The 21,016-nt window shown below is 36.5% G+C and carries 16 protein-coding genes and 1 other annotated feature (1 of these 17 cut by a window edge); all 16 genes read right to left on the bottom strand.

From position 1 onward, the window contains the following. Positions 1–222: a binding site (T-box leader), on the bottom strand (it extends 53 nt beyond the left edge of the window). A gap of 269 nt (positions 223–491) precedes the next feature. Beyond that, on the bottom strand, positions 492–1,211 hold the full coding sequence (locus tag ACQKMV_RS10375; RefSeq protein WP_427503800.1) for a valyl-tRNA synthetase: 720 nt from the start codon (positions 1,209–1,211) through the stop codon (positions 492–494). 295 nt (positions 1,212–1,506) lie between these two features. Then, complete coding sequence (locus tag ACQKMV_RS10380; protein ID WP_249072748.1) at positions 1,507–1,953, bottom strand: CoxG family protein; 447 nt, start codon at positions 1,951–1,953, stop codon at positions 1,507–1,509. 200 nt (positions 1,954–2,153) lie between these two features. Beyond that, on the bottom strand, positions 2,154–3,446 hold the full coding sequence (hemL, locus tag ACQKMV_RS10385; protein WP_427503801.1) for a glutamate-1-semialdehyde 2,1-aminomutase: 1,293 nt from the start codon (positions 3,444–3,446) through the stop codon (positions 2,154–2,156). Next, the gene (gene hemB / locus ACQKMV_RS10390) at positions 3,447–4,427 is read right to left on the bottom strand and encodes a porphobilinogen synthase (protein WP_427503802.1); all 981 of its coding nucleotides are present in this window, start codon (positions 4,425–4,427) and stop codon (positions 3,447–3,449) included. After that, complete coding sequence (locus ACQKMV_RS10395) at positions 4,424–5,185, bottom strand: uroporphyrinogen-III synthase (RefSeq protein WP_427503804.1); 762 nt, start codon at positions 5,183–5,185, stop codon at positions 4,424–4,426. The genes hemB and ACQKMV_RS10395 overlap by 4 nt, the downstream gene beginning before the upstream one ends. Next, on the bottom strand, positions 5,175–6,107 hold the full coding sequence (gene hemC, locus ACQKMV_RS10400; protein WP_049667642.1) for a hydroxymethylbilane synthase: 933 nt from the start codon (positions 6,105–6,107) through the stop codon (positions 5,175–5,177). Before hemC ends, ACQKMV_RS10395 begins: the two co-directional genes overlap by 11 nt. A gap of 18 nt (positions 6,108–6,125) precedes the next feature. Next, complete coding sequence (gene ccsA, locus ACQKMV_RS10405; protein ID WP_427423384.1) at positions 6,126–6,953, bottom strand: cytochrome c biogenesis protein CcsA; 828 nt, start codon at positions 6,951–6,953, stop codon at positions 6,126–6,128. 415 nt (positions 6,954–7,368) lie between these two features. Further along, entirely contained in the window at positions 7,369–8,733 is a 1,365-nt protein-coding gene (gene hemA / locus ACQKMV_RS10410) for a glutamyl-tRNA reductase (RefSeq protein WP_427423385.1), read from the bottom strand. A gap of 591 nt (positions 8,734–9,324) precedes the next feature. After that, on the bottom strand, positions 9,325–9,858 hold the full coding sequence (locus tag ACQKMV_RS10415) for a hypothetical protein (protein ID WP_427503805.1): 534 nt from the start codon (positions 9,856–9,858) through the stop codon (positions 9,325–9,327). A gap of 140 nt (positions 9,859–9,998) precedes the next feature. Continuing rightward, positions 9,999–10,781, bottom strand: coding sequence for an MBL fold metallo-hydrolase (locus tag ACQKMV_RS10420; protein ID WP_427503967.1), 783 nt, complete (start codon positions 10,779–10,781; stop codon positions 9,999–10,001). 240 nt (positions 10,782–11,021) lie between these two features. Beyond that, the gene (locus ACQKMV_RS10425; RefSeq protein ID WP_427503806.1) at positions 11,022–13,931 is read right to left on the bottom strand and encodes a VWA domain-containing protein; all 2,910 of its coding nucleotides are present in this window, start codon (positions 13,929–13,931) and stop codon (positions 11,022–11,024) included. Positions 13,932–13,950: 19 nt separating this feature from the next. Continuing rightward, the gene (locus tag ACQKMV_RS10430; protein WP_427503808.1) at positions 13,951–15,405 is read right to left on the bottom strand and encodes an S-layer homology domain-containing protein; all 1,455 of its coding nucleotides are present in this window, start codon (positions 15,403–15,405) and stop codon (positions 13,951–13,953) included. Between the two features lie 417 nt (positions 15,406–15,822). After that, the gene (locus ACQKMV_RS10435; RefSeq protein ID WP_427503809.1) at positions 15,823–17,481 is read right to left on the bottom strand and encodes a hypothetical protein; all 1,659 of its coding nucleotides are present in this window, start codon (positions 17,479–17,481) and stop codon (positions 15,823–15,825) included. A 163-nt stretch (positions 17,482–17,644) separates the two neighbouring features. Further along, on the bottom strand, positions 17,645–17,818 hold the full coding sequence (locus ACQKMV_RS10440; RefSeq protein ID WP_427423390.1) for a YjfB family protein: 174 nt from the start codon (positions 17,816–17,818) through the stop codon (positions 17,645–17,647). 116 nt (positions 17,819–17,934) lie between these two features. Further along, on the bottom strand, positions 17,935–18,516 hold the full coding sequence (gene yihA, locus ACQKMV_RS10445) for a ribosome biogenesis GTP-binding protein YihA/YsxC (RefSeq protein WP_427503810.1): 582 nt from the start codon (positions 18,514–18,516) through the stop codon (positions 17,935–17,937). 4 nt (positions 18,517–18,520) lie between these two features. Beyond that, positions 18,521–20,845, bottom strand: coding sequence for an endopeptidase La (lon, locus tag ACQKMV_RS10450; RefSeq protein WP_427503811.1), 2,325 nt, complete (start codon positions 20,843–20,845; stop codon positions 18,521–18,523). Between the last annotated feature and the right edge of the window lie 171 nt (positions 20,846–21,016).

Below are 21,016 nucleotides of genomic sequence, written 5' to 3' on the forward strand. Positions count from 1 at the left end.
CGAGTTAAGCAGTCACACATTTCAACAGAATGTACTTGTTTGCTTAAGCCTTTTACTACTGGCTCTCAATTCGGTAACGGTGTTTAACCGGCTTTAACTACTGTTAGTTCACTAAAGCTGCTCGAGGGCTACATTCAATTAGGTACAAATAGAAACTTTTCAGCTACCGTTTCCTCTCTTAAAATGCACTAATAATTTACTCTTCCCTGTCATAGCATCTATATTCGACTTTTTCACATTGTACCGCAAAATCAGGCAATTTTTCAAGTGATTTAGTCATTTTTTAGGAAGCACTACTAGAAAAGGAAGTGAAAATTCAAATGAGACGACGTAAGTATAATCCTTGGCTTTTACCACCATGGCTACGACAATTTCGTTTTTATTGCAAAACGATAATTGTACCAATTTGCGTTTTTCAGTTTATACGTGTCATCATCATTCCAACATCTGGTGATTTTATCATCTTATTGCTCCTGCTGCTTCTATGCTATTTACTTTTGAATGAGGTCATTTGAAACACGAACCTTTAGCGGTGTATAGTCTTCCGTTAAATCCCAAATCATCGATGGAACTTCATGCCAGGAGCTGGATTCACGGACTACAATATGACTTGAGGATTCCCTCAACACTATTTTTTGCTCAGCTGGTGCAGGTTTTTCTTTTTTGTCTGAAGCTAATACAGTTTCAGACTTTTCTTTATGTGCTGAAAATGTTGCTGCCTTTGATTTTTCCTCTTGTATTGATGTTGTGACAATTGTAGATTTTTTTTCTTGTGCTGAAGCTACAACTGCAATTTTTTCTTCTTGAATCGAATCTACTACAGTAGTAGGTTGTTTTACCTGTGACGTTGCATCTATAAGTGCTGAAGCATTTACAGTGACAGGCTGTTTCTCTAATGCATGAGCCTTTTCAAATGCTGGCTCAGACTCATTAAAAATACTTGTAACCGTCCATTCGAGCTGACACATCTGATTAGTCAATATAGGTCGAATATCTTTTACCATTAAATCTTCAATAGCTGCATCCTTTGGTAAATCCACATTTAAAGGAACAGCATACTCAAAATAGCCAGTATCCCCTTGAAGATCCAGCGCTTCGATTTGTACTAATTCTTCATCACCCATGAATGCTTTCATGTCTTGAAAATCAAAGCGTACATGTGCTGTGATATGATAAATACCCATTAATCGTAGAGAATCTTCTAACTGCATTGTCTGCCACCTTGGCTTAATTTGCACAGCTGCTATTTCTGTGGGGCAGCCATAACCAGGAAAGCAAAAAGTTTCACTCATATTCCAAGTTTTTTGTTCGATAATAATCCCTCCTGTTGCATCATATGAAGCTCCGGAGGATAGTATGCTATAGGATGATTATTAAAAATGGCTTATCAATCAATTATGCCACGGCATAATTGAACGAAAATCAACCCTACGCTTTAATGATGAGCCTAAAAAAGCATGCTAGAAAATTCTAGCATGCTTTTTTACTGTTGGTTCAACAGCGTTATTATACATTCACCAATTTAATTTTATTTGCTACACGATCTGTTAACATTTGTGTTGCTTTTGGTACGATCGGCTTAAAGATTGGATTTAAAACAGGGCCAGCTAATCCACCTGCTGTTACTTCCAAGAAGCCTGTCATTTTTGTATTTTCTGCATCAATACTTTCTGCTAGGAAATAACCGTTTCCTGAAAAATTATCAGAAATTCCTTTTAATTCGAAAGTTACTTTTGTAGGCGCTGCCCATTCTAAAATAGTAATCTCTACTTGTACTGTTTTTTTCAGAACACCAACATTGCCTTTAAACGTCCAATTTGAATGTTTTTCATCAATCATTTCATGTGCATTATAACCTGGGACAAGCTTTGCCCATTTTTCCATATCACTGACGAAATCCCATACATTTTCAATTCCTACGGGTACTTCGACCATATGTGTGCCTGTTGCCATATCAATTCACTACTTTCTTTTACGAATAGCTATATTATATACGATTTGACCCACAATTTGGCTATGCTGAAAGTTATAATTTTGACAAAAATTTTTCCAAGCGGTAACAATCGCCCATTCATTTTAATTTAACGGCATTACTTTAACAAAAAAACAGCATGCCAGATAATACTTCTAGCATGCTATTTTGTAACAACCTATTATCTTGCTAATTGTGCAAATACTTTATGGAAGGCATCAACCGTTTTTGCGATATGCTCCTCCGTATGTGCGGTAGAAATGAATAAACCTTCAAATTGAGATGGCGGTAAGAAAATACCTTCCTCTGCCATTAGACGGAAGTATTCAGCGAATAATTGTAAATCAGACGTTTTTGCTGAAGCAAAATCAATAACATCTTCGTTCGTAAAGAAGAAACCTATCATTGAACCAGCACGATTTACAGTATGTGGAATATTGAATTTCGTTGCTGCTTCTCGGAAACCAGCCTCTAATTGATCTCCTAGCTTTTTGAAGTACTCATAAGAGCTATTATCAAGGCGAGATAATGTTTCATAGCCTGCTGTCATTGCTAATGGATTCCCTGACAATGTTCCAGCTTGATAGATTGGACCCGCTGGTGCTACCTGCTCCATAATTTCCTTTTTCCCTGCAAACGCACCTACAGGAAGTCCACCGCCAATTACTTTTCCTAATGTTGTCATATCTGGTGTTACATCAAAATAACCTTGTGCACATCCATAGTCAACACGGAAGCCTGTCATAACTTCATCAAAAATCAACAATGATCCATGTTCCTTTGTTAATTCACGTAAGCCTTGTAAGAAGCCTGGTTGTGGAGGCACAACGCCCATATTTCCTGCGACTGGCTCAACAATTACTGCTGCAAGCTCTGAACCAAATTTATCGAAAACTTGTTTTGCCCCTTCTAAGTCATTGTACGCTACTGTTAATGTATTACGTGCAATATCTGCTGGGACACCAGGGCTGTCAGGTAAGCCTAACGTAGCTACCCCAGAGCCAGCTTTAATTAGCAAGGAATCTCCATGACCATGATAAGAACCCTCAAATTTTAAAATTTTATCGCGCCCTGTCACACCACGAGCTACACGTAAAGCAGACATCGTAGCCTCTGTCCCAGAAGACACGAAACGAATCATTTCCATACCAGGAAGTCGATCTAACACTAATTTGGCTAATCGATTTTCTGTGTAACTTGGTGCTCCAAACGAAGAGCCTTTCGCTGCTGTTTCTGCAATTGCTTGTACAACTTCAGGATGTGAATGACCTAAAATAAGAGGTCCCCATGATAATACATAATCAATATATTCATTGCCATCAATGTCTTTAATAATAGCACCGTGACCAGATTCCATGAAGATTGGATCCATATTTACGGATTTGAATGCACGTACTGGGCTACTAACACCACCTGGCATCAAGTTAATTGCTTCAGCATAAGCTTGTTTTGATTTCTCGTAAGAACGCGTCATTTATTTCTCCTCCAACCAACGTGCAACATCTTTAGCATGATACGTAATGATTAAATCAGAGCCTGCACGTTTCATGCTAAGTAATGTTTCAAGCACTACTTTTTTCTCTTCAATCCAGCCATTAATAGCCGCTGCTTTAATCATTGCATATTCACCAGAAACATTGTATGCAACAATCGGTAATGTATAGTTATTTTTTACATCACGAATAATATCTAAATAACTTAGAGCAGGTTTAACAATTAAGAAATCTGCACCTTCTGCAATATCCGACTCCGCTTCACGGAATGCCTCCATACGATTCGATGGATCCATTTGGTATGATTTACGATCACCAAATTGAGGCGCACCATCAGCTGCTTCTCGGAATGGACCATAGTAGCTAGATGCATATTTTACGGCATATGACATAATCGGAACATTTTCAAAGCCTGCTTCATCTAGACCTGCACGAATCGCTGCCACAAAACCATCCATCATATTGGAAGGAGCGATGATATCCGCACCAGCTTTTGCTTGTGATACTGCTGTACGTGCTAAAACATCTAATGAAGAATCATTTAAAATTTGATCGCCTTCAATTAAGCCACAATGACCATGATCTGTAAATTCACATAAGCATGTATCTGCAATAACTAAAAGCTCTGGGTAGCGAGCTTTAATAAGTCGTGTTGCTTCTTGCACAATACCATGATCATGGAATGCACCAGTTCCGACTGCATCTTTTTCTGCAGGTAAGCCAAATAAAATAACCGCAGGAATACCTAAAGCAACAACTTCATCAATCTCAGCTTCAAGTTTATCTAATGAAAATTGAAAAACTCCAGGCATAGAAGATACTTCGTTTTTAATATTTTCGCCTTCAATAACGAAAATTGGATAAATTAAGTCTTCTTTGTGTAAGTATGTTTCTTTTACCATAGATCGAATTGCAGCATTTGCACGCAAACGACGATGTCTTTGAAATTGTAATTTTGTCATTTTCTTTCTCCTACTTTCGTTATTTCCTCGATGACTGCTTGCATTGTATATACGCTCGGCATAACATCCACAATAGCACCGTGATTCAAAATAGCTGCTTCTGTAATATGACCGATTACTGCTACACGTACTTCCTCCCAACCAATTATCGAAGCTATATCCTTGGCGAAGACATCAACAGCGGAAGGGCTAGCAAAAATCACTGTGACATCGCTATTCGCACGGATACATTCAAATATTAATTGTTTTTGGTCGTGTCGCTCAATCGTTTCATAAACTGTCCATTCCTTCAATTTAAAGGGCAGCCCTACCTTTAATGTCTTTTTCGCTTTATCTCCACGAATAAATAGACATGTAGGATTGCTACCGGCTACACTAGGAAATTCTTGAACAAATACATCTGCACTAAATATAGAAGGCATAAAGCTCACATGGAATCCTAGCTTTTCTAGAGCTGCAGTAGTTTTAGTACCAATTGAAGCAATTTTCCCACGAAAATGCCCTGCACTACTATTAAATCGTTGCATCTTGCTGGCAAAGGCTTCTACAGCATTTTGACTCGTAAAAATGAGCCATTCAAATTGACGCGCAAATTCTAATTGCACTTCGTCGTTTCTATCGATAAGCTCGCAAGTTTCAATCAATGGGGCAATTACTGCTTGGCCACCTAAAGCTGTAATATCATCTATTATTGTTGTCGTCTTAGATGTACCCGTCAAAATAATAGTTTTACCTTTTAAAGGTAAATTATTTTGCATCTTGCTCTGCCTTTACTCGTTGAATTAATTCAAAAGCACCTTGCTTCGTTAAAATCTCAGCAAGCTCTTTTCCAACCGCTTCTGCATCAGTACCCACAACAGTTTCCTTATAAACAACTGAAGCGTCTGGTGCAGCAACAAGGCCAGTTAATGTAATTTCTTCCCCATTAGACTTTGCATATCCTGCGATAGGTACTTGACAACCACCATCCATAGCCGCTAGGAAAGCACGCTCTGCATGTGCTTCTTGCCAAGTAATGTTATCTGTTAACTTGCCTAATTCCGTTAATAGCTCCGTATCGTCTCCACGGCATTCAATACCTAGAGAGCCCTGTGCTACTGCTGGTAGACAATCCTCTACAGGTAAAAACTCAGTAACTACTTCATCGCTCCAGCCAAGGCGTTTAAGTCCAGCTGCTGCTAAAATAATGGCATCGTATTCATCAGTTTCAAGTTTAGCTAAGCGTGTATCTACATTTCCTCGAATCCATTTAATTTCTATATCTGGACGGACTGTTAAAAGTTGAGCACTGCGACGAAGAGAACTTGTCCCAACTACAGCTCCTGCTGGAAGATCGGCAAATTTCACATGTCCTTTTGAAATAAATGCATCACGTGCATCTTCACGAGGTGGGATACAGCCAATTACTAATCCTTCAGGCAATACTGCAGGCATATCCTTCATAGAATGAACTGCAAAGTCAATTTCTTTGTCGTAAAGTGCTTGTTCAATCTCTTTTACGAAAAGCCCTTTACCACCGACCTTAGATAGCTGCACATCTAAAATTTGATCACCTTTCGTGACAATTTCTTTCACTTCAAATTCAAATGGTACACCAGCAGCTTTTAACTCATTGATAAACCAATTTGTTTGTGTTAAAGCTAGCTTACTTCTTCTAGAACCTACAATAATTTTTCTCAACAGTCTTCAACCTCTCTTCTAATACCATAAATGGAATCGTGATAAACTGCTTCCTAAAAAGAAGTTAACAACAACTAATAGGTAAGCATATATATGTACCCACGCATAAGTTGTCCCTGTCAGCTTACTTTTACGATTCACATACAATATAAAGCAATACAAAATTAAAATAATAAAGGACCCAATAATCTTCGCATCAAAAATCGAAAGACTCTTTAGCGTTAGTAGTGCCCATTCAAACCCTAAAACTAAACTTACAAATAGCACTGGAATACCAATGAAAAACGAAACATTCATCCAGTTGCTCGTTTGCTGTAATGATGGCAACCTTGTCCATAAATGTGACCATTTTTTCTTTTTAAGTAAACGGTATAATACTAAATACAATATCGCAAAAACAAATGTTAATGAAAACGCTGCGTACGATAAAATTGCAAATGATATATGAATAAAAAGCATTTCCGAAATTAAAGTATCGCTAACTATTCCTGTTGGTCGTTTCGGCATAAAAGTAAAGATACTAGCGAATAAAAATCCTAGTATATTAATAATAAATACCGGTAGATCAACTCGTGCAATACAGTGCAAAATAATAGATAGTGTCACGAGTAGCCAGGAATAAAAGAGAATCCCTTCAGACAAGGATAAAATCGGAAATCGTTTCGTTTCCACAAAAGTTAATATAATAATGGCACTTTGAATTACCCATACGAATGAAACAAGCCAAAAAGCAATTCGCCTTGCTCGTATTTGCTTATAAAAGTAATCAGTAAAGTAAAATACTAGACTGATCGCATACAAGACGATCATTACTTCATAGAGCCTTGTCATTGTCAAATCAGCCAATAGACATCCCTTCTTTATTTTGAAAGTGCTAAAGTAGTGTACTTTAGCCTAGAAAAAAAACGTTTTCGTATCCTTAGTTTACCATACAGATACGAAAACGCCTCATTTGATATCAGTAGAAAATCTCGTTCGCAGGAAAAAGCTCGAAGGACAACTTTTCTAAAGTTGCACCGCGAACACATAGACATCTATCAATTATGCCTTGGCATAATTGCGTCCGGAATCGGCTTTGTGCAAGCACAAAGAACTCCTTTCCGATTCTGTGACATCCGCCGGAGGCTTAACTTCTTTCAGCGGAGTTTGGACACCCGCTGAAAAGTAACTTTAACCTGCATTCATCTCATCACCTACAGAGGTGGGAGACTTCTGTAGCTGACGCTTTGCTTTCGCTACAAAAGAGATTTGCTGAAAGAAGTTAGAAAGAATACTTTGGTTCAGTGGAAGATTGTGACGACTGTAAGCGTTCTTTGCGTTCAAGCTCTTGTTCTGTCATCGCAGTAACTTCAGCTTCCACAGCATCCTCAATACCGAAAATTTGTTGGAATAAACGTAACTGTTCATTTGCTTTTGGTGAGTTTGCCATTTCCTTAGCTTGTAAAATTGGTTCTTTTAACAATTGATTAATAATAGACTTTGTATGCTTACTTAAAATTTTACGTTCTCGATCCGTTAAATCCGGCATTTTATTTTCGATACTAATCATTGTCTCTTCTTGAATATGATTCGCCTTTTTACGTAAAGCCGAGATGACAGGGACAACGCCAAGAGTCGCAACCCAATCTTTAAATTGCACAACCTCTTTGCCAATCATCGAAGAAATATCAGCAGCAGCACGTTCACGTTCTGCTAAGTTTGCTTCGACGATGCCTTGTAAATCATCAATATCATATAAGAAAACAGTTGGTAAATCTCCAACACGTGGATCAATATCACGTGGAACTGCAATATCTACCATAAATAATGGTTTCCCCTTACGTAAACGTTCAACAAATTGCATCAATTCATAATCAATAACATAATCTGTTGCACCTGTAGAAGTAATTAAAATATCCGCTTCAAGTAACGAACATTGTAGTTCCTTCATAGATTTTGCTTCACCGTCAAATTTAGCTGCCAAACTTTCTGCTTTTTCGAACGTACGGTTAATAACGGTTACTTTTCCAACACCGCTACCGTATAGGTTCTCAATTGCAAGTTCCCCCATTTTCCCTGCACCTAAAATTGCTACATGTTTACGTTGTAAAGATCCGAATATTTTCTTTGCTAGTTCAACTGCTGCATAAGAGACAGATACCGCGTTCTCACCGATAGCTGTTTCATTATGTGCACGCTTCGCAAATGTCACTGCTTGTTTAAATAGCTGATTGTATACCGTTCCAGTAGTTCCAATCTCTTGTCCACTTAAGAAGCTTTTTTTTACTTGTCCCAAAATTTGAGTTTCGCCAAGTACCATCGAATCAATTCCAGCTGTCACTTTGAATAAATGCTCGATTGCTTGATCTTCTTCACGAATTGTTAAATACGAAGAAAATGTCTCCACAGGCAGGCCGAACCATTTTGCTAAAAATTGTTTAACAAAATGACGTCCAGTATGCAATTGATCAACTACTGCATAAATTTCTGTGCGGTTACATGTCGAAACAATAACATTTTCTAATATACTTTTTTGTTGTTGTAGCGCTTCCATTGCCTGTGGTAGTTCACTCTCTATGAATGATAACTTTTCACGAATTTCAACAGGCGCTGTTTTATAATTCAAGCCTACTACGATGGTATGCATGAATAACACCTCTCACGTTCTAATTGACAAATCTCATTATAGCACAGTTCGACAAGAGTTCATCAATAATTTGTGAACATGTCATGAAGAACTGAAATTCGTCATCTACATTAGAATTATTATAAACTAAGTGTAACAAATTATACGTTCGGTTTCAAATTTAATGTTTGTCCGGGAATTTTATAAAGAATCATGATATATTGTTTAACCATCTTCATCTACTTCTATTAATTAGAAGACAATAATTTCCGCTACAGGCTACTCGTTTTCCTGCGGGCGAGCGTCGAGCCGCTTCCTCCGCTTAAGGAACGAAGGCTAAGTGCGTCACGTCCTGTGACAATGCCTTCGTGACCAACATCGTGTTGGCCTCAGGGTCTCGTCTGTCTCGCTTTCCCGCGGGAGTCGAGTAGCCCTCCGCTACAATCATAAAAATGGGCATAAAAAATATATACTATTAAATAGATTTTAAAACAGCCCCATTGTTATTTAATTAAAAAAAATAGCATTTGTCGATTTATTTTTAACAAGGCAGCTTCACTTTATTATTTCAACGAATCTCTGTAAATCGAACAGCAAAATTATCGTTCCCATTTAATAATCAATAGAATTGGCTATGTCCACTAAAGTTTCAGGGGTTACTTTATTTGAAACTCGTTTATCTATACTTAGCAGATACTGCAAATTGTCTCTCTCGAAAACAAGCACATTAAAACCTGAAATGGTCATATATGTGGCTACATTCCCATTCTTTAATTCAAAAGTATTTACTACATATTTCTCTCTTAGAGGCAATTTATACTTAAGTGGGCGAATGTCAATTTTATAGTGATTTTCGGATGAGTGATCATTTATAAATGTCACTTCAAATACGTCATTACCTTCATACTTTGAATCTGTAAATCGTCCAAAATGATGTGTAAAGCTTATTGGGGGTACTCTAAGAGGTAACTTTAATTTTTGGTTAAAATGTTGTTCAAAATCATTCACTGCTTCTTCTACCGATTTATATCCTATTTCGGGATATATTTCTTCATAAGGACTGGGTTTATCATTTGCAGATGCATGTAATGTTATTAAAAAAAACGCACAAAATGAAACTAAGAAAAAAGAAACGGTTCTGTTCATTGGTCTTCACCTCAAAGTATCTTTAGGTATAATATTGCCGAATTTAATAAATTTATTAAATGAATAAGAGTATCACCATAATGAAAAAACCACCGCCTTCTATGAAAGGCGGTGAGCTTATATCACCGTTCAAGAAAAAATTAAAACTGCACACTAAACCCTTTAAATTTATGAATCCCTGTTCCAAACTTTACTAGATCCTTTTCTTTAAGTTCCTTAACCGCGTTTACGAGTTCTTGTAGGATACTTGGTTCAAGACCTAATGTATTATGTGAACCATAAATTTTTGTGACATATGGGATCTTTGATATCTTTTCCCAGGAATCCACTAAATCAATAGGGTTTGTAGAAGGATAAAAAGCATAAATAGGTGTTTCATCATAAAGTAAATCACCGGTAAACAAATATCCGTTAGTTTTGTCAAAAACACATATATGACCTGGAGAATGCCCAGGAGTATGATGAATAATTAATTCTCTATTCCCTATATCAATCATATCACCATCCTGTAATAAGCCAGTTGGTGTTCCTTGATATGGTTTATATGTTTCCGGATTAAATGTTTTTGGAGTAGGAATTGTTATATCTCTACTAATATCTCTTCTTATTTGTTCTAGGGTCAATCCTTTAATACCATTAGTTAACCAATCAGAGTCAGCTTCATGAACATAAATATTTTCAAATTCTCCATGGTTTCCAATATGATCAGCATGCACATGAGTTGTTAAAACAACAATCGGCAAATCAGTCAATTGATCCGTTATGCGTTTAATATTATCTATTCCAAGACCAGTATCAATAAGAACTGCTTTTTCATCGCCAACTAATAGAAATGAATGCACCTTTTCCCAATGTCCATATTCACTAATTGCGAATGTTTTATAATCGATTTCCTGAATCGTAAACCACGAGTCCTTAACCATAATAATCCCCCCAATAGTGCGAGTATGACTTTCAATATTATCCGTAAACAGGCAAGAAGTGATCACCATATTTTTCTTATTCGATATAGTATTCTCATATTCCTTGCTATTTAAGTAACGAAACCAAACTAAATCATTCACAGCAATCACCCCCACGTTGGTAATTACTATATGAATATTTTATCTAGAGTAAAAAAGCTGAACTAATTGTTAGTATTAGTTCAGCTTAAAATAACTTTATTAATCTGTTATTGTTACAGTTTTTATAGCTATAATTTTACCGTCGTTATCGTATGCTACAAATTCTATATCATTATTAACTTTGAAATCCTGCATTGTTTGAACTGTTTTTGTTAGCATGTAGACACTATCACTACGCTTTTTCAATTCAAATTGCACATCTCCACTTAAAGAAGGGAATCGTACATTAACCTTTGCAACATTTGCACAATTGCCATCAATTCTTGCATTCATTGTAATATTGCCTTTGCGTAGAGTTACTGTCGCTTCTTCAAATAAATTTTCAGGAGTCACACAACTAGAAGACGAAGTTTTACATAAAATTGAATCAATAAGTTTTTGGAATACTTGATGCAATTGTAAGTTATCAATTGCGTGGTAATAAGTACCACCAGTTTCAGCAGCCAGTTGCATTAAAATTGCTTCATTGACCTGTGATTTTTTACCCATACTTACAGTGTAAATCTTGATCCCTTTATTTTTTGCATCGTTCAGTACTTTTGTCATTTTCGATTTACTTGTCTTGCCATCTGATACAACAATTATAGATTTTGAAGTTTTCGAGTCATTGGAGAATTTAGACAATGCAAGGTCTATACCTTCAAAAATATCTGTGGCACCATTCTCTTTTGATGCTTTATACAAATCTTTTTTCAAAACATTGTCTGTACTGCCCTCTCCTAGAACAGTAGCTTTTGTATTTGTTTCAATAACAATATTATTTTTAGCCTTAATTTGATTAATTACTTCCATCATTTTCCTACCGCGGTAATTTGTTTGGTCAGAAGCTTTCATGGAAGCAGAGTAATCGACTACATAAGCGACTTCCGTTGCTAATGAACAAGAATTTTTACTAAAGTAAGGATTTGTGAATATTTCCTTTGTAATTGTTTTATCTTTTAAATCCTTCAATATTGTTGCATAACGAGGATCTATTTTATTAACTAATGTTGCTTCAGCTTTAGATTTCCCGTAAACAACCGAGTCAAAGTACGCTACGGCTGTCCCAGCGTTTCCTGTGTTATTTAAATAATCCGAAGTATTTGTAACAAATGAAGCTGTTTTCTCTACACCATCAAATTTAATTTTTACAGTTCCTTGGTAGTCCGTAATAACTTCTCCACCTGGTCTCACTAATGTAACCATAACTTTTGTGTAACGATCTTTACCAGATGGTCTTGATGCCGCATCCGCACTTTCTTTTAATGCTTCCACTCGTTTTTTATAGGCTTCTACCTGACCGAGCAATTTACCACCTTGATATTTTAATAATACTGTTCGATCATAGTTACTTAAGTTTGTGAAAATAGAATAAATATCCATGACACTATCATAATGCTCAAGTGTCAGTTTCTTTTCGTCTGGTAAATAGCTCATAAGTTGAATTATAGCACCGACCGGGTTAATGTTCTCAACCTGTGAGGCAATCGCATCATCAATTCCTTGAATACGATAAATTGGTTGTCTCTTATCTGAAATCATATACATAATTTCAATCGTACTATCAGGATTAATCGATTCTCTTCGGCGTTTTTCAATGATCTCTTCGAACAGCCAAACTGAAATTTTATAGTTTTCAAACTGTAAGTTAGCTTTTTCATAGCCTAATGCAGGATAATTTTTATCACTGCCACCATATTGTAAATATTTATTTTCAACATTTCCTGTAGTACTTGTTACATTTGTTTGCTGTCCAATACTAAATAGTTTTTCTTCTCTATTAATCCAATGGACGTTAACAATGTTTTCTGTAAAGAACTCTGGTAATTTTTCAAACTTATCATATGGAGGTATTACATTTCCATTGTCATCATCAATGTTTTTTGGATCATACACTTGATAATCAATGCGCATTTCCGGTTGAGGTAAGTACCGGACATGTGCATTTAATTTTTCGCCTACAAGACATTTCATACTAGGATCAGTGTTATTAATAAGCTCAAATGAAATTGTATCACGTACAGATTTTGTTAATTTTGGTGCTATAACAATCGCAGAGACAGTAGAGCCATCTGAGTGTACATATTGAGCAGCTTTACCAGAAGTATCAACGATATTCGCCCCATATGATGAAGTTACACGGAATGTATAGGATTTATCATCAGGTATTGGATCACCATTACAAGCCTTTAAGGATACAGTAATTAGCGTTGAATCTTCGTCATTTGCAATTAAGTCTGGTTTTTCAACATCAATACTTTGTAGAGCATTATTAACATACTTCGGACCAGTAAAATCATTGTTATTATCTTTTGGCTTTTCAAAGTCTGCGTTGCTTGAGCCCATGAAGCCTGAAGGTAACGTGATTTTATCGTTATCACGGCCTGTCGCTGCACGTTTTAATCCTAGTACAGCAAAGTTACCGTTTTGTACACTGCGATATAAAAATTCAGCAATATCTCCACGAGTTAGCTTTGTTGAAGGATCGAAATCGGCAAATGTCTTTTTACCAGTGTTACCTGTTGAAATATCATTTGTGTATAAATATTGAACCGCCTGAGGCTCATCTAAATCTAAGCCTTTAAAGGCAGCATATATTCGCGCAAATTGTCCACGTGTAACAGTTTTTGAACGATTGGCTGTTGTATAGGTACCATTAAACGGTAAATAAAAATCACTATAGAAGTTATAAGCTACACTATCGTTATATGTTAATGCATAGTTTCGATCAAGCTTTGCAAACATTACAACAAGCTCTCGCTCAGTTATTTGTTCATTAGGTAAAAAGTTGTTAGCGCTATTCAATGAGAGTAAATCATTATCGACTGCCCACGAAATAGCTTTATATTTACTATTATTTGTAGGCACATCATTAATTGTCGTAGCTGCCTTAGTCACAGCTGGAGTTGCTGTCATCAGGACTAGTACGAAACAAAGCAGGGATAGAAATGCTTTTTTAACATACGTCATTTACTTTTCAGTCCTTTCTTTAATTAAAGAACAATATGTCATCTCGATAGTTTTGTTTTAAGTCATTTTCTAAATAATTCAAGAAACGTACTAATACTAATGATGCTTGTGCTCGCGTTAATGGTTGATTTGGATTAAATCGACCTGTTACAGGGTCACCATTCATTAAGCCTAATTCATTTGCAATGTATATACCATCTTTTGCATAGGTTGGAATTTGTGCATCATCCTTAAACTTTGTCATATAGCCTGGATCTGGCGCCTTATTTTCTAGCCCTAATGCTCGTACAAAAATCGTAGCTGCTTGAGCTCGAGTAATTTGATTATCAGGTTTGAAATACTCCGGAGTTACACCTTTAATAATTCCTTTATTAAACGCGGACTCAATATAGGCATAATCTTTTACAGTACGTTTGACATCTTTAAAAATACTTGTAGAAGATGTCGATTTTTTCGTTTTCGGTTCTTCCATAACTCGTAAGTCGACTGCCTTACCAATCGCCGTTGTAAAGTCACAACGCCTCATAGGGGTATTCGGTGAGAAGAAGTTACTTGCATCAGAGTAAATACCTAAAGAGTATAATTTTTCAATAGCTTCTTTTGCATTATGATTTGATAAATCACGGAACTTAGGAATGATTAAACGTTGAATTGTTGGCATATATTCTTTGTCTAAGTCAACTTTACCTTTTTGTCCAGAGGCTAAATCATACGCATATTCAGAAATAACATCCTTTTCGCTTACTACCGCATATCCACCATCAAAGCTCCCTAAACTCCCTAGGTTTTCTTCATAGTTTAGTACACGTGATTTGCTTGTAGATAAACGATTTTTCACATGGCTTGTCTTACCGTCGCTATATTTATAAACAGCTTCTGTAATTTGTGTTTCTGTTGCTCCCCAGAAGTTTTCATAGCCTGCATGTCGACTATCAGTATCAATCGTTACGGTATTATTGACTGTATTTCTCCCACTTCCAGTTTGATAAGCATATGTTTTTCTCGAAATCACATTGCCTGAGTAATAATCAGAGGCTGCACGATTGTCCGTTACCGTGCCTTGTGAAAATTGGTAATCTACCAATGTATATGTTTTTCCCCCTGCAACAATTTTCTCAGAATATTTTTTCACTACACCATTCGATGTCTTTTGACCAATCGTAGCATAATCTACAACATCAGATTCATATACAATATTTCGTGTCAGTGTAGCACCGTTACTTGCTGTTAGCTTTAAACTATGTGTCTCAGTTAACTTTCCTTTAGATTCTTTTTGTGTGATTTTTATGTCTTTACTAGTACCTTTAAATATAATGGGTGTTCCTGTAATGAAAACAGCTTCCTCATATGTATATTCATTTTTTACAGCACCTGTTGTTTCTAATGAAGCAGCTGATGCATTTTCTGGAATAGTAGCTCCAATAACCAGTGCAGCAAGTACCACTAACATTATTTTAGATAAATGTTTTCGCATTCTTTTTTTGTCCCTTCTTTCATTCCATGCATACCGCATCTACAGCTGAATAATTTTCAACATTACAAAATAATCAGGTGTGTTGATTAACCCATTTTTACCTACTTCATTAATTAGTAGGTGCTCATTTCCACTTCAGACCACTCGCTTTCGTACAGAATATACTATCTCGCTTTTCCAGCGGGAAGTATTGTTCTGTAACGAATGCTCGTAATCCTCCTCTACAATCAGCAAAAAAACTGGCTTATATTAGCAAAAATTTACTATTAAATTTTTGCTACTCAACACACCTAGAAAAGTTAAGGCTGAAATCTGCTTGCCTTCTATTCGTAGGCGACAACATACTTCATCATAAGCAAGTTCTTCCTTCGCTTAAGCTGAATGCCTTCGTTTTAAATATTACTTACAGATTTCTTATTAATCGACTAGTATTAAATGAGCTTTGACAAAACGATCTGATAATACTACTAAACGATCAGAAGGATTTAAATCAGATGCTTGAATAACTTTACCAGCTTTAATAATTGTAGCTTGGTCAATATTCATATCAATCATTTCACCAGCTTCATACCAACGACCATTTTGCCATTGACTTACGCTCTTCACATTGATTACAGCTGGATATTTCGATTTAACTGACTGTAGTTTACCAGTTAACATTAATGGTGCTACAGGCTTAGCTTTATTTAGTATATGAAGGGCCTGTACATGACCGTCCTTCACATAGAAGTAACCATATTCACCTTCGTATAAATGAAGCTCGATATCAGGCATGACACTATATATTTTTTTCCCATCATCTACTATTGCCTTTGTTGAATTACTAACAGATAGTACAGTACGATCTGTTTTCTTGAAGACATTTGACTCGATCTTCATCGCGTCATCAATTTCGATTAAATAGCCATCTGCTTGTGACAAACGTCCATAATATAACTCATGACCTGCTAAGTTTGGTGACATAAAGCTATCACTTGTTACTTGCACGACTTGGGCATAATTATCACGTGCAGCACCGTCCGAAATAACAAAGGCAGTACCATAAGCTAATAAGCCAGTAGGTTCAATTAAACGACCATTTCGAATTAAAATCGATCCATCGTGGAAGTATAATGTACCAGCAGATTTAAGTTTTAATAGCTGATACTTAGTATCCACAGAAAGCATAGGCTCATAGTAAGTTCGCTCGTTGTTTTTCAATACAACAATCTTTTCAATCACTTCTTTGCCAAACTGTTTAACCGTTGCATAATATGCTTCACTGCTAATGTAATTTTTCAACTGACCTTTATCAATTTTTGTATTTCCAACATAGATTGGAACCTTTGATGAAAAATCCATCGTTGACAAAGCCGCTGTTGTATCAGATCCAAATTGCCAATTTATAAATGCATGTTGGTTTTTTACAGTTAATTTATTTGTATTGACATTAACCGTCTGTATCTCACCTTTATATAGGTTTTCAACTAATGTACCCGTCTCACTAATTTCTATTTTTGTGACAATGGATGTGTTTCGATTTTTAAGGTTAAGCTTAACACGATCCCCAACATATAATGCGCTAATATCGACTGCAGAGGAGTTTTTTTGGTAGCTTGTATCTTTGTTTATATAATAAGTTGTTTCCTCTCCAATATCCGGCTTCAACATAATGAATAATCCATTTGGATCAATACTTGTCACTACCCCAGCCAGTGTTTTAGTATTTTCAGCAACTGATGGAGATTCTGTCTCTATTGTAGAATTAGAAGTACCTCGAAGCTCAACAACACTTCGAAGGGAAATATCCGCTTCTACCTTCATTCCCAGCTTAAAGCCTTCGATTGTTGTCACTGTATTATTAATATACAGGCGGGCATTATCATTTATATTGTATGTAACTTGACGACCGCTATCATTTTGCAAAGTAATTTTACTAAGCTTTTTTTCTATTACTCCGTTTGAATTTGCATATTCTGAAAATGTTACATCAACAAAGGTTCCAGTCACCATTTGGGCAGCTTGGGCCGTTTGATTTGATGAAAATCCGAGAACCGCTAGTAACAAAATCATTAGTATGTATGAAATTTTCTTCAACTAATCCTGCCTCCTTAAAAATGTTATTAATAAATAGTATATCGTAATATTGGTAGTTTTTCCTATTCAAAAAGTTACATTTTAGTACTTTTACTGACTTTTTCAATCTACCTTTAGAAACAAAGATAGAGGTAGCTTCCAATTTCAAGCTACCTTTCCTTCATCATACTTGAACGTCAATTGTATGTCCCGCTGTCGGATGTGGAGCATCTAACATTTCAACTAATTGTTCTGTACTTTGCTTTTGCATATCCATTGCCTGTTTTGTTACTGCAAGAGATACATTTTGCATTAAAGTTGCTTGATTCATTGCCATTGATAAAGCTGCGATATCCATTTAGTCCACCTCCTATTTTATTTATCGGTCAGTTGTTTCTTTCATCAAGCGATTCTCCCCATTTAATAAAAAAACATCTACTGTCCTAAATAATAGACTCAATAGATGTTTTTTTATTACATTTTATTTTCGATAGTACGCCAAGCTTCTTCAAAGCCAATTCCTTTTTCTGAAGAAAAGACAATAAGAGGATCATTTTTTTCCATATCTAGCGTTTCTTTCACGACTTTTTTATGCTTATCCCATTTACCTTTTGGGATTTTATCTGCCTTTGTTGCAATGACAATACAAGGAATATTGTAATGCTTTAAAAAATCATACATCATGCGATCATCATCTGTAGGAGGATGACGTAAATCAACAATTTGTACGACTGCCTTTAATTCATTGCGCCCTGTGATGTAACGCTCAATCATTTTCCCCCATGCTTCACGCTCAGTCTTTGAAACCTTTGCATAACCATAACCCGGAACATCTACAAAAAACAATTGCTCTTCAATTTTGTAAAAGTTAAGCGTTTGTGTTTTTCCGGGCTTAGAAGAAATACGTGCTAAAGCTTTACGACCGATCATTCGGTTAATAAATGAGGATTTCCCCACATTTGAACGACCGGCTAGTGCAAATTCTGGCAGTCCATCTTCTGGATATTGGTCTGGTCTTACAGCACTTATGACCATTTCGACGTTATGGACTTTCATTTTCTTAAATACCTCCGTCCAGTGCAATGGCTAATACTTCATCAGCCGATGACACTAGTTTAAATGTTAATTGTTCGCGTACACTTTCCGGAATATCCTCAATATCTCGCTCATTATCTTTCGGACAAATAATTGTCGTTAAGCCTGCTCGATGCGCACTGAGTGTTTTTTCCTTTAAGCCACCAATTGGCAGTACACGTCCACGTAAAGTAATTTCACCTGTCATGCCGACCTCACGACGTATAGGACGGTGTAAAATTGCAGATACAATTGCAGTTGCCATTGTAATACCTGCAGAAGGTCCATCTTTCGGCACAGCTCCTTCAGGAACATGGATATGAATATCATGTGTTTCAAAATATTCTGCATCCACTTTTAGCTCTTCCATTTTTGTACGGACATACGATAAAGCGGTTTGGGCAGATTCCTTCATGACATCGCCAAGCTTCCCAGTTAGCTGCAATTTTCCTTTACCAGGTGTTAATGATACCTCAATTTGTAATGTATCACCACCCACAGTTGTATAAGCAAGCCCAGTAGCTACACCGACTTGGTTTTCCTCTTCTGCTTGTCCATAACGGAAACGATGTTTGCCGAGTAATTCTTCTAACGACTTCGAGCTAACTGTTACTCGTTTTTTCTCACCAGAAACGATGATCTTAGCGATTTTACGACATAAGGTTGCAACTTGACGCTCCAGCCCTCGAACACCTGCTTCACGTGTATAATAACGGATGATATCCACAACTGCTTCATCTTTAATGATAGCCTGCGTTTTTTTCAAGCCATGCTCTTTCAACTGTTTTGGTATTAAATGATTTTTAGTAATTTGCTCTTTTTCAATTTCCGTATAGCCAGCAATTGAGATAACTTCCATACGATCTAGTAACGGCCCAGGAATTGAACTTAAATCATTGGCAGTTGCAATAAATAATACATTTGATAAATCATAAGGTTCTTCGATGTAATGATCACTAAATGTATTATTTTGAGCTGGATCTAAAACTTCAAGCATAGCTGCTGCAGGATCTCCCCTGAAATCATTAGACATTTTATCAATTTCATCTAGAAGGAACACAGGATTAATAGTCCCTGCCTTTTTCATACCTTGGATAATACGACCTGGCATCGCCCCAACATACGTACGACGATGACCACGAATTTCTGATTCGTCTCGTACCCCACCTAATGAAATACGGATAAATTTGCGATCCAAGCTTTCTGCAATAGATCGAGCTAATGACGTCTTACCTACACCTGGAGGGCCAGCTAAACATAATATTGGTCCACGTAACGATTTTTTCAACTGCCGTACAGCTAAATATTCTAATATACGTTCTTTTACTTTTTCTAATCCGTCATGATCACGATTTAAAATGTCCTCTGCATGTGTGATATTCATGCGATCCTCAGTCGCATTTGTCCATGGAAGTGATACAATCCAATCTATATAGTTTCGGATTACGCCACTCTCCGCACTAGCTCCAGGTAACTTTTCATAGCGATCCAACTCTTTAAGCACAGCTTCTTTCGTTGATTCAGGCATGCCTGTTTCGTCAATACGTTTACGTAATTCAGCTACTTCGCCAGTTTTCCCTTCACGGTCCCCTAGCTCTGTTTGAATAGCTTTCATTTGTTCACGTAAATAATATTCTTTTTGCGTACGCTCCATGGATTGTTTAACTTTTGAATTAATTTTCTTCTCAAGATCAAGTACTTCTTGCTCATCATGTAAACGAATAATTAAATGATCTAAACGCTTCTTTACATTGAGCATCTCCAATACTTCTTGTTTATCTGCAATCTTAAATGGCAAATGTGATGCAATGATGTCTGCTAAACGACCTGGCTCTTCAATATCCGCCACAGTACTGATGGTTTCCGATGTAACCTTATTGGAGGCTTTCGCGTATCTTTCGAAATACGTTAACAACGTACGCATTAAAGCCTGCGTTTCAACATCCTTATCGATTGTTTCCTCCTTAACATCGATGTCAACAATCGTATATTTTTCTAATGCACGATAGTTAGACCATGTTGCACGCGCTACACCTTCCACTAAAATACGTAGTGTTCCATTAGGTAATTTTAGCATCTGTTTGACATAAGCCATCGTACCAATTGTATATAAATCTTCCTCATCAGGCTGTTCATCATGCATTTCTTTTTGCGTTACCAATAATATCAATTGGTCCTCTAACATTGCTTGTTCCAGCGCTGCTACAGAACGATTTCTACCCACATCAATATGTAACACCATCGACGGGTATACTAAAAGTCCACGTAAAGGCAATAATGGTACATTTGTTGTTTTTTGTATTGTCACCATGCGGGTATTCACCTCCGTCAAAATTTTCTTGTTCACTCCCGCGCTACTAGTATGTGTTTAAAAAGCTGATTCACACTAGTTAATCAACCGAGTCAAAAATTTCATCTAATTACAGTTGGCTTTATGTAAGAATGAATAAAAAGCTGACTGTCGATATGTGCGAATATTGCA

The sequence above is a fragment of the Lysinibacillus sp. NPDC094403 genome (assembly GCF_050278745.1).
In the GTDB taxonomy this organism is placed as follows: domain Bacteria; phylum Bacillota; class Bacilli; order Bacillales_A; family Planococcaceae; genus Lysinibacillus.

Bases quoted from the DNA above. Each gene is read 5' to 3' on its own strand.
- hemL (WP_427503801.1), bottom strand. From the start codon at position 3,446: ATGACGCGTTCTTACGAGAAATCAAAACAAGCTTATGCTGAAGCAATT.
- lon (WP_427503811.1), bottom strand. From the start codon at position 20,845: ATGGTGACAATACAAAAAACAACAAATGTACCATTATTGCCTTTACGT.
- hemA (WP_427423385.1), bottom strand. From the start codon at position 8,733: ATGCATACCATCGTAGTAGGCTTGAATTATAAAACAGCGCCTGTTGAA.
- ACQKMV_RS10415 (WP_427503805.1), bottom strand. From the start codon at position 9,858: ATGAACAGAACCGTTTCTTTTTTCTTAGTTTCATTTTGTGCGTTTTTT.
- ACQKMV_RS10375 (WP_427503800.1), bottom strand. From the start codon at position 1,211: ATGCAGTTAGAAGATTCTCTACGATTAATGGGTATTTATCATATCACA.
- ACQKMV_RS10395 (WP_427503804.1), bottom strand. From the start codon at position 5,185: ATGCAAAATAATTTACCTTTAAAAGGTAAAACTATTATTTTGACGGGT.
- ACQKMV_RS10430 (WP_427503808.1), bottom strand. From the start codon at position 15,405: ATGCGAAAACATTTATCTAAAATAATGTTAGTGGTACTTGCTGCACTG.
- ACQKMV_RS10440 (WP_427423390.1), bottom strand. From the start codon at position 17,818: ATGGATATCGCAGCTTTATCAATGGCAATGAATCAAGCAACTTTAATG.
- ACQKMV_RS10380 (WP_249072748.1), bottom strand. From the start codon at position 1,953: ATGGCAACAGGCACACATATGGTCGAAGTACCCGTAGGAATTGAAAAT.
- ACQKMV_RS10425 (WP_427503806.1), bottom strand. From the start codon at position 13,931: ATGACGTATGTTAAAAAAGCATTTCTATCCCTGCTTTGTTTCGTACTA.
- yihA (WP_427503810.1), bottom strand. From the start codon at position 18,516: ATGAAAGTCCATAACGTCGAAATGGTCATAAGTGCTGTAAGACCAGAC.
- hemB (WP_427503802.1), bottom strand. From the start codon at position 4,427: ATGACAAAATTACAATTTCAAAGACATCGTCGTTTGCGTGCAAATGCT.
- ACQKMV_RS10420 (WP_427503967.1), bottom strand. From the start codon at position 10,781: ATGGTTAAGGACTCGTGGTTTACGATTCAGGAAATCGATTATAAAACA.